The sequence below is a fragment of the Microbispora sp. NPDC049633 genome, assembly GCF_040675265.1.
GTDB lineage: Bacteria > Actinomycetota > Actinomycetes > Streptosporangiales > Streptosporangiaceae > Microbispora > Microbispora maris.
This window is the reverse complement of the sequence record NZ_JBFAOO010000076.1, coordinates 23391-33426: the sequence shown is the minus strand read 5'-3', so window position 1 is coordinate 33426 and position 10036 is coordinate 23391. Positions and strand designations below refer to the sequence as shown.

Here is a 10036-nt window from a genome sequence, read left to right as displayed (position 1 = left end):
GGTGGACGCCGACGGGGCGCTGGTGGAGGCCGTGCCCCGCGCCGCGGGGGCGGTCGTGGTTCGCCCCTCCCACCAGATGCCGCTCGGGGTGGAGCTGTCCCTGTCGCGGCGGCGCGCGCTGGTCGAGCTGGCCGTCACCCGTGGCGCGCTGATCGTGGAGGACGACCGGGACCACGACTTCACCGAGGCGATCCGGCCGCAGTCGCTGTGGGACCTGAGCCGGGACCGCACCGACGACGTCCTCTACGTGGGCTGCCTGTGCCGGCTTCTCCCGGACGTGGTGTGCACCGGCTACATCCTCGCCCGCGGGCGCCGGCTGCGGCAGCTGGCCGAGCACCTGTCGCTGCGGCAGTCGGGCACGGTCACGGTGGCGCAGCGCGCCGTGGCCGAGATGCTCGGCTCGGCCGAGACCCGGGCCCGCGTCGACCGGCTGCGTCACGCGTACCAGGCCAAGCGGCAGCTCGTGGTGGAGGCCCTGGCGGATCACCCGGCCGTGGAGCGGCTGAGCGGCACCCGGTCGGGGTCGCACGTGCACGTCGAACTGCGTCCCGACGTGCCCGCCGGCCGGATCGCCCTGGCGTTCGAACGGCGGGGGATCGTGACGCCGACCACCGCGCGGTACGAGTGGAGCGGCCTGGTGCGACCCCGGAACGGTTTCCTCGTCAGCCACAACCACCTGACCGAGGCGGTGCTGTCCCGCACGCTCGCGAAGATCACCCGCTGCCTGGACCACACGGTGGCCTGCCCCTGCTGAGGCGCGCACACCTGTCCACTAAAGACCGTTAATGCCGGTCAACTGGCTATCCTCGTCCGTCTCGTACACCGGCAGGATGAGAACAACGGCCAGGCCCGTCAACGTGGACGCGCTGGGAGCGACGCGTTGGCCGTGGGACGTGAGAAGGCGAGCCCCCGCGCTCACGCGGCCGTCCCGGCCCTTCCCACCCCGCCGCGCGGTGTTCCGGCCCTCCATGAGGCCGCAGAATCGAGTGCCCGAGAAAGGCCACGACATGCTCTTCCGCCTGCTGGGACGTGTTCAGGTCGGCGACGACGACGCGTCCCTGGCCATCGGATCGGCCCCGGTGAGGGGGCTGCTCGCCGCGCTGCTGCTCGAAGAGGGACGCTCGGTGCCGGTGGAGCAACTGATGAGATACCTGTGGGAGGACCCGCCCGGCTCGGCCCGCAAGAACCTGAGACTGCACGTCGCCCGGCTGCGTACCCGGCTGGCGGCCCTCGGGCTGCGCGACCGCCTGGTCACTCTGCGGGGAGGCGGCGGCGAAGGCGGTTACCGGCTGCTCGCCGTGCCCGAGGAGGTGGACGCGGTCATGTTCAGGCGGCTCGCCATGGAAGGCTTCGCCCGGCTGCGCGACCGGCAGCCCCGCGCGGCGGAGGAGGCGCTCAGCGGGGCGCTCGATCTGTGGCAGGGGCCGATCGGTCAGGACTGCACCGCCTCGGAGCTGCTGCGGTCGCGGTTCACCGCCTTCGCCGAGCTGCACCTGACGGTGCGGGAGCGCCTCGTGGAGGCCCGTCTGGGCCTGGGCCGCACGACCGATCTCATCCCCGAGATCCTGGAGGTGCTGGGCGACGCCCCCTTCCGCGAGACGAGCTGGGCCCACCTCATGCGCGCCTACTACCTGGGCGGGGACGTGGCCGGGGCGATCTCCGCCTGGGGACGCGCCACGGCCGTGCTCGGCGACCAGCTCGGTCTCGACCCGTCGGCCGAGCTGCACGAACTCCACGTCGCCGTGCTCCGCCGGGACTGCGACGCCGTCCGGGGCACCGTCGCCCCCCAGCCGGAGCCCGTCTTCTAGCGCGCCCCGCGGCCATGACCACGGTCATGTTTTTCCGGCGGCCGGTCACATTCGCGCCGCGGAGATCTAGGGTCGAGTCATGGCGCGTTTCGACTGGTTGCGCGACGCCGATCGGCCGTTCCTGTTGAACGTCGCGTTCTGGGCGATGACGGCCCTGCTGACCATCGGCCTCGCGGAGGCGGTCGCGACCGGCCGAGGCAGCGGCCTGCCGGAGTACGTGCTGTTCGCCGCCAACGTCGTGCTGGTCGCGGCGCTCTGGCCGGCGCTGCCGTGGCAGCGGGCGGCGCGCCGCCGCTGGGTGGCGCCGCTGTTCCTGGCGGCGACGCTCGCGCTGGGAGTCACAGGGTCCGTGGAGACGCACATGCCCCTGGTCCTCATCGCGATGGCCAACCTCGCCTTCGTGTACGGCATGCGCGTCGCGACCGCTCTCCTGTCCTGCGTCACGGCCCTGTGCGCGGTCGTGCCCCTGCTCGAGGGCAGGACGGTCACGGAAGGTTTCGCCCAGGCCGCCACGATGGCGGTGTTCGCGGCGGTCGGCCTCGGCATGGCGGCCTCCACGCTGGAGGCGCGGCGCAGGCGCGAGGAGGCCCAGGGGTTGCTGGAACGCATCAGGGAGCTGGCCGTGGCTGAGGAACGGGCGCGGATGGCGGCGGAGATGCACGACTCGGTCGGCCACCACCTCACGGTCATCAAGATGGGCCTGGAGAACGCCGAGCGCTTCCGCGAGCGACGCCCCGAGGCCGCCTGGGCGGAGGTCCGCCAGGCCAAGGAGCTCACCGCGGAGGCGCTGACCGACGCGCGGCGCTGGGTGCGCGCGCTGCGGCCGCTCGCGCTGGACGGCCGTGTCGGCAGCGCCGCGCTCGGACGGCTCGCGGCGTCGTTCGACGGCACCGGAATCAGCGTGAGCTTCGAGGTGCGGGGCGAGGAGCGGCGGCTGGAGCCCGACACCGAGCTCGTCCTCTACCGGGTGCTGCAGGAGGGGCTCACCAACGCGCTGCGGCACGCGAAGGCGGAGCACGTGCGCGGCACGCTCGCCTTCGGCGACGACCGCGTCGTGCTCATGGTCAGCGACGACGGGAAGGGCAGGGACGACCGGCCGGCCGGCGGTTTCGGGCTGACGTCGCTGGCGGAGCGGGCCAGGGCCCTGGGCGGCACGCTGGCCGGCGCCAACAGGCCGGGCGGAGGGTTCGAGTTGCGCGCGGAGCTGCCGTTGTCGGAGGTGCGGGCATGACGCCGGTCAGGGTCGTGCTGGTGGACGACCAGGCGCTGCTGCGCGAGGGGCTGCGCAAGCTGCTCGACGTCGAGGACGGCATCGAGGTCGTGGGCGAGGCGGCCGACGGGCACGAGGCGCTGCGGGTGATCTCCGGCCGCCGCCCGCACGTGGCGCTGGTGGACATGCGCATGCCGGGCATGAACGGCGTGGAGCTGATCGGCCGCCTGGCCGCCGAGCACCCGGAGGTGGCGGTCGTCGTGCTCAGCACGTTCGACGAGGACGAGTACATCTTCGGCGCGCTGCGCGGCGGCGCGACCGGCTACCTGCTGAAGGACTGCTCGCCGGAGGAGCTGGTCTCGGCCGTGCACCGGGTGAGCCGCGGGGAGACCGTGCTGGGCAGCCCGGTGGCGGCCCGCCTGGTCGCCGAGCTGCGGCACCTGCCGGTGAGCCCGGTCGCCTTCCGCGGGCAGGATCTGCTGTCCGCCCGCGAGGTGGAGGTGGCGCGGATGGTCGCCGCCGGGGCCGCCAACAGGGAGATCGCGGCGCGGCTGTTCATCACCGAGGGGACCGTCAAGAACCACGTGTCCAGCGTGCTGCGCAAGCTGGGCCTGCGCGACCGCATCCAGCTCGCCCTGCACCTGCGTCCCTGAACCGCGCGCACCCGGAACCGGCGGCTCCCTGCCAAGGGCGCCGCCGGTGAGGGGTCACCAGGAGGCGGGCTTGCCCTTCTGGAACAGCCACACGTCGAAGAACGCCTTCAGGTCCATGCCCGAGACCTTCTCCGCCGCCGTGACGAACTCGGCGGTGCTCGTGTTGCCGTACCGGTGCCGAGCCGCCCAGTCCTTGATGAGCGTGAAGAACGCGGCGTCGCCGATCTTGCCGCGCAGCGCGTGCAGCGTCATCGCGCCGCGGTTGTACGGCACGTTGCCGAACATGTCCTCGGGGCCGGGGTCGGCCGTGACGACCTGCCAGAACGACGAGGTCGCCGCCCGGCCGTAGTTGCTCGCGCCGCTGAACGTCTGCTGGGCGGTGGCGCCTCCGGTGTGCTCGGTCCACAGCCAGGTCGCGTACGTCGCGAAGCCCTCGTTCAGCCAGATGTCGGACCACTTGCCGACGCTCACGCTGTCGCCGTACCACTGGTGTGCGAGCTCGTGCGCCATCGTGCCGACGCTGGGCGCGCTGGAGAAGATCGGCTTGGTCTGGCTCTCCAGGGCGTAGCCGACGTTCGGCGCGCGGTCGATGATGGCGCCCGCCTGGTTGAAGGGGTACGGCCCGAAGATCGAGGAGAAGTACTCCAGGATGTCGGGGATCCGGGCGACGGCCGCGGCCGACTGGGTCACCAGGCGCGGGTCCACGGCCGTGTAGACCGGGATGCCGCTCGGCGTGGTCGTCTCGGTCACGACGAAGTTCCCCAGGGTCACCGTGGCGAGGTAGGTCGCCATCGGCTCGGCCGAGTCCCACACGAACGTCGTCTTGCCGTTCGCGGTCGTCTTGGACACCAGGCGGCCGTTGCCGACCACCGTGACACCCTCGGGAACCGTCGCCCGGAAGGTGAACGTCGCCTTGTCGGCGGGGCTGTCGTTGGCGGGCAGCCACGCCGGCGCGCCCTGCGGCTCGCCCGGCACGAAGACGCCGTCGTCGGTAGGCACCCAGCCCTCGATCGAGCCGTCGGGGTCGGTGATGACCGGCGGCGTCCCGGTGTACGTCACCGTGACGGTGAAGGTCTCCCCGGTCTTGAGCTTCGGCCGCGGGGTGACGATGAGCTCCTGCCCGTCCCGCCGGTAGCCGGCCGGGTGCTTGCCCACCGTCAGCGATGTGATCTCCGGGCCCTGGAAGTCCAGGTCGAACTGGTCGAGGTCCTGGGTGGCGACCGCGGTGATCACCGTCGTGGCGTCCATGACCTTGGTGGCGGGGTCGTAGGAGAACGTGACGTCGTAGTGCCGCACGTCGTAGCCGCCGTTGCCCTGGTCGGGGAAGTACGGGTCGCCGAGCGAGGGGGCGCCCGCGGAGTAGCGCGGCTCCCCGGGGTTGCCGGGGGCCGCGAGAGCCGTGGTCGCCTGGGTCGCGGTGAGCAGCGCGGCCGCGAGCGCGGCACCGCCGATCCGCGCCGCCCGGCGCGAACGGGACGATGTCATGTGGGTTCCTTTCGGTGGGGTCAGGCGAGGGTCAGGCGATGACGGAGCGGAGCGGGATGCCCACCGCGCCGAGATCGCGCACCAGGTCGCGGACGAACGGGTGCTCGTCGGCGGACAGGCCGTCGGGGTTCGGGATCGTGACGTAGGACGAGCCGTCCGCGGACGCGGTCAGCGCCGTGTCCGTGTAGCGCTCGACCACCGCGCGGGTCCGCGCCAGATCGGCGTCCGCCACCTGGATGACGATCGGCCGCCACTCACCGCCGAGGTTCGGCGGCTCCTCCGTCGCCGCCGCGGCGACGCGCAGCGGATCCGGGGCCGGGGCGACTCGCTGCTTGGCCTGCGGCGACGCCTGCGACGCGCCTGCCGGATACAGCAGCGCATTGGCGAGCAGGTGGATGCCGTTCTCGTTATACGCCCTGAACAGCGGGTTGTAGGCGAACAGCACGGCGTGTCCGGCGCCGGTCGGCTCGTCGACCAGGGAGACGGTGCCCTTGAGCGCCTCGGCGCCCACCGTGTAGCCGTTGGACCAGAACGTGTCGTCGGAGGGGTAGGTGAGCACGTTGACCCCGGTCTGGCTGGGGCTGAGGATCGGGTCGCCGTTGTTGAACTGGAAGTCCTCCGCCGGGCGGCCGAGGGACACCTGGGTGCCGGGGGTCACGTCCACCCGGAAGTGCGAGCCGATGACCTGGTAGCCGGTCGGCTTGGCCTTCTCGGTCGTGGAGGTGAGGCCGGCGGCCCTGGCGACCCGGGTGCCCTCGTTGCGCAGCCCGACGTACGTGCCGCCCGCGGCCACCCACTGCCTGAGGTTGGCCAGGCCCTGCGCCGTGAGCCCGCCGTTGGAGCTGCTGCCGTCCGGGACGAGCAGGACGGTCCGCCCGGTGAAGGCCGGGGTGTTGCCGTTGACGTCGGCCGTGGTCACCGGCTTGAGGTCGAGACCCCAGCGGTCGCCGAGCACGTAGCGGGCCTCGCCGTACGACCCGGAGGTGGTGGAGACGCCGGTGCCGGCGAACAGGCCGACGTCGGGCGCGCGCAGCGCGGCGCCGGAGGCCGGGGCGGCGCGGCCCTCGACCGTCACGCCCAGCGAACGGGCGAGCTTGTCCAGCTCGCCGCGGTTCGTCGCCGCGGCGGGCAGGCCGACGACGCCGCTGCCGGCGTCACGCGTGAGCGGCACGCCCGCGCCGAGCAGCCGGAAGGTCAGCTCGGAGGCGGCGGCCGAGTCCATCGGGTAGGAGTACGACCCGCCTCGGGGCGCGGCGGAGACCACGCCGCCCTCGACGTCCTTGACGAGGTCGGCCTTCGGCGACAGAGCGTCGCCGGTGGAGATGGCGTTCACGCCCGCGAGCAGCGGGTTGCTCCACGAGGAGACGTCGTAGAAGTAGGGGAACGGGACGTACGGGTCCTCTCCCATGACCGCCTGGATCCAGTGCTTCTGCGGCTGGTCCATCGGGATCCAGTAGGCCCCCTCGGGGACGGTCACGTCACTGGCCGTCCGGCCGCCGAAGACCCGCGCGGAGGGCACCTTGACGGGCTTGCTCACCCGGTAGACCTCGACGTCCATGCGGCGCAGCCGCTCGACCAGCCGACGCACGTCGCCGAGCTGCCGGTCGGGCAGCAGGAAGTAGGACCGGACCGTCACGTCGGGCACCGGGAACCGGACCGTGTTGGACGGCTGGACGACCTCGTTCGGCTCCAGCGTGCCCGCGGCCCCCTCGGCGAGCGCGGTCCGCCAGATCGAGTAGTAGCCGTCCAGGACCTCGCGCCGGTTGTCGGCGGCCCAGCCGGTCGTCGCCCACTGGGTGTCGAACTGCTGCTGCACCCGGTCCTCGACCGCCGACGAGCTGCCCTTCTCGAACGTCATCCCGGCGGCGCCGAAGCCGGCGGCCGGGACGCTGTCGCCGTAGCCCATGTAGAACAGGTCGTAGGTCGCGTAGTTGAAGTAGCACTCGGTGGTGACCGCGCCGCCGCAGGCGCCGTTGTAGCCGAAGCCCGCGGCGTTCGCCGCGCCGATGCGGTTGATCCAGTCCACCGGCTGGTCGGGGATCTCGTGGTGGATCGGGTCGGCGTTGGGCGGGAAGAAGTACTGCCGCCCGCCCATCTCGTGCGCGTCGACGAAGACCTGCGGCGGGAACCGGCGGAGCATCTCGATCTTGCCGTCGGTCTCCGGCTGGGTGCGGGCGAACCAGTCCCGGTTGAGGTCGAAGCCGTACTCGTTCTGCCTGCGGCTCGCGTCGCGGCCGTCCGGGTTCTGGGTCGGGATGATGACCGTGACCAGGTTGTCGTTGCGCTTGGCGACGTCGCAGGACAGGCCGCCGGCCAGCTCGTACAGCGTCTTGAGGGCGGCGTCGGCGCCGCTCTTCTCGCCGCCGTGGACGTTCCCGGCTATCCACACGATGGCGGGCGAGCCGGCGGCGATGCGCGCCGCCTTGTCCGCCTTCAGCGACCTCGGGTCGCGCAGCGAACGGATCTGGTCCGCGATCTTCTTGAGCTGCCCCGGGACCATGTTGCGGGAGTCGGACACGATGGCGTACGGCAGCTCCTGGCCGGTCACGCTGTGCGCCACCGTGCCCGTGACCACGCGGTCCGAGGCGCCCGCCACGGCGTCCACGTACTTCTTGATCTCTTCGGTCGTGAGCACCCGGGGCTGCCCCTTGCCCAGCGGGAAGCCGAAGAACTGCTCCGGAGCGGGCACTGCGGCCAGGTGGGCGTCCGGGTCGGTGCCGCACCGTGCGGGCGCCTTGCCGGCCGGGCCGGCCTGCGCGGGGGACGCCGGCGTCAGCGTGAGCGCGGCCGACACCAGGACCGCGGCGCCGAGCGCCATGCCGTAGGGGGATCTTCCGCACAACGTCGTGCGTAACCGCATCTCGCCTCCAGGCGGGGGACGGGGGATGTCTCGGGGGAGCACCGGTTCGGGAAACGACAAAGTCACTGCGGACAGTATTAGAAGGGAATAAACCGGACAAGGCGCGCGAAATATAACCGCACCGCGACGGAAAGTGTGAGCAGTCACGTTTTCGCATGTCGTCGCGCCACTGCCTGACCGAATCCCTCTTATATAACGTCCGATAACAAGTGGGCATCGGGTTCGCCCGCCGTTCACCGCGCGCTTCCTCCGGTCCCGTCCGGTTCGGGGCGGACGGCCGCACGCCCGCCTGTGGGACCATTCAGAAGATTTGGAGGAGGACAGGGTGGACGAGGAGCGTCGGGTGGCGGGCAGGTACCACCTGCTCGAACCGATCGGCCGCGGGGGCATGGGCGTCGTCTGGCGCGCCCACGACGATCTGCTCGACCGCACGGTGGCCGTGAAAGAGGTGCTCTACCACCCAACCTCGGAAGAGGACAGGGAGACCTTCAACCGGCGCACCATCCGGGAGGCGCGGGCGGCCGGTCGCATCGACCACCCGAACGTCGTCGTCGTCCACGACGTGATCGAGGAGGACGGCCGTCCCTGGATCGTGATGCAGCTGGTGCAGTCGCGGTCGCTGGGCCAAGTGCTGCGCGACCAGGGCCCGCTCCCGCCCGCCCGGGTCGCCGCGATCGGCCTGCAGGTGCTCGACGCGCTGTGCACCGCGCACGCCGCGGGAGTGCTCCACCGGGACGTCAAGCCGGAGAACGTGCTGCTCAACGGGGAGACCCGGGTGGTGCTCACCGACTTCGGCATCGCGACGATGCCGGAGGAGGCCGGGCTGACCATGACCGGCGGCATCACCGGCACCCCCGCGTTCATGCCCCCGGAGCGGCTGAACGGACACCCCGCGACCCCCGAGTCCGACCTGTGGTCCCTCGGCGCCACGCTGTACGCGGCGGTCGAGGGCAGGACCCCGTTCGACCGCAACTCCCCCGTGGCCACGATGGCGGCCATCCTGCACGACGATCCCGCCCCGCCCCTGCGGGCGGGCGCACTGACGCCGGCGCTCGAGGGCCTGCTGCGCAAGGACCCCGCCCGGCGTATCGGCGCGGCCGAGGCCGCCGCCCTGTTCAACGCGGCCCTGTCGGCCGGGCAGGAGCCCGTTCCCCCGGGACCCGGGCCCCAGTCCGGCCCCTGGAACGGCGCGCCGACCGGCCCCCCTCCGCCGTACGGCGCCCATCCGTACGGCGCGCACACCGCACCGGGCGCGCGCCCCGCGAGGCGCGGCTCCGCCGGCAGAGTGGCGCTGTTCGTCCTGTTACCGCTGCTGCTCGTGGCCCTCGCCGCGGGCGGCTGGTACGGCTACAGCACGCGGACCAGCGGCGGGACCGCCGCCGAGGACCTCACGCCGACGGGCTACGCCCCCACCTCGGGCTCGAATTCCACCTCGGATTCCACCTCGGATTCCACCTCGGGCGACGCCGAGCCGACACCGGAGTACACCCGGTCGAGCGCCTCCGGCGAGCCGTCAGAGGAGCCGTCCGAGGAGCCGTCCCCGGAACCCCCCACGCCGACGGCGGCCGCGTTGCCCGCCGGATGGAAGGTCCACCGCGACCGGCTCGGCTTCTCGATCGCCCTGCCCTCCGGCTGGGTCCCGTACGGCAGGGAGGCCACCCGGGTGCGCTTCCACCACCCGAGCGGGCGTGACTACCTGCAGGTGGACCTGACCCCATGGGAGACCACCGACCCGATGGCCGCGGTGCGCACGGTGGAGGCGGCCTCGACCAAGAAGGGGTACCTGCGCGACTACGAGCGCATCGGCGTCACGGACACGGAATATCTCGGCGTGCCCGCCGCGGACTGGGAGTTCACGCACAGGACCGACGCCGGCAGGGTGCGGGTGCTCGACCGCGCCTTCAGGCTCGACGACGGCCGCTGCGTCGCCCTCTACTGGCAGGTCGCCGACTCCCGATGGACTTCCGGTTTGTCCTATTTTCGCGTCTTCGAGCGCACCTTCCGACCGAAATAACGATTC

General features: G+C 72.3%; 6 protein-coding genes and 1 pseudogene. 5 read left to right on the top strand and 2 right to left on the bottom strand.

Going from position 1 to position 10036, the window contains the following annotated elements; translation table 11 throughout:
• From AB0J39_RS20625 to AB0J39_RS20610, 4 genes and pseudogenes are all read left to right on the top strand, one after another.
• A pseudogene (locus tag AB0J39_RS20625) lies at nucleotides 1-754 on the top strand (hypothetical protein); the annotation flags it as partial.
• 232 nt (nucleotides 755-986) lie between these two features.
• A complete protein-coding gene (locus AB0J39_RS20620) occupies nucleotides 987-1808 on the top strand; it encodes an AfsR/SARP family transcriptional regulator (RefSeq protein WP_363466986.1) in 822 nt (273 codons plus the stop codon).
• 79 nt (nucleotides 1809-1887) lie between these two features.
• The gene (locus AB0J39_RS20615) at nucleotides 1888-3039 is read left to right on the top strand and encodes a sensor histidine kinase (RefSeq protein ID WP_363466984.1); all 1152 of its coding nucleotides are present in this window, start codon (nucleotides 1888-1890) and stop codon (nucleotides 3037-3039) included.
• The gene (locus AB0J39_RS20610; RefSeq protein ID WP_363466981.1) at nucleotides 3036-3671 is read left to right on the top strand and encodes a response regulator transcription factor; all 636 of its coding nucleotides are present in this window, start codon (nucleotides 3036-3038) and stop codon (nucleotides 3669-3671) included. The genes AB0J39_RS20615 and AB0J39_RS20610 overlap by 4 nt, the downstream gene beginning before the upstream one ends.
• A gap of 54 nt (nucleotides 3672-3725) precedes the next feature.
• Here the strand turns inward: AB0J39_RS20610 and AB0J39_RS20605 are convergent, their stop codons facing one another.
• Nucleotides 3726-5156: a M1 family metallopeptidase gene (locus AB0J39_RS20605; protein ID WP_363466978.1), complete on the bottom strand. Its 1431-nt coding sequence runs from the start codon at nucleotides 5154-5156 to the stop codon at nucleotides 3726-3728.
• A 31-nt stretch (nucleotides 5157-5187) separates the two neighbouring features.
• Nucleotides 5188-8016, bottom strand: coding sequence for a M14 family zinc carboxypeptidase (locus AB0J39_RS20600; protein ID WP_363466975.1), 2829 nt, complete (start codon nucleotides 8014-8016; stop codon nucleotides 5188-5190).
• 325 nt (nucleotides 8017-8341) lie between these two features.
• Between AB0J39_RS20600 and AB0J39_RS20595 the strand changes: the two genes are divergently transcribed.
• Entirely contained in the window at nucleotides 8342-10030 is a 1689-nt protein-coding gene (locus AB0J39_RS20595) for a serine/threonine-protein kinase (RefSeq protein ID WP_363466972.1), read from the top strand.
• Nucleotides 10031-10036 lie beyond the last annotated feature (6 nt).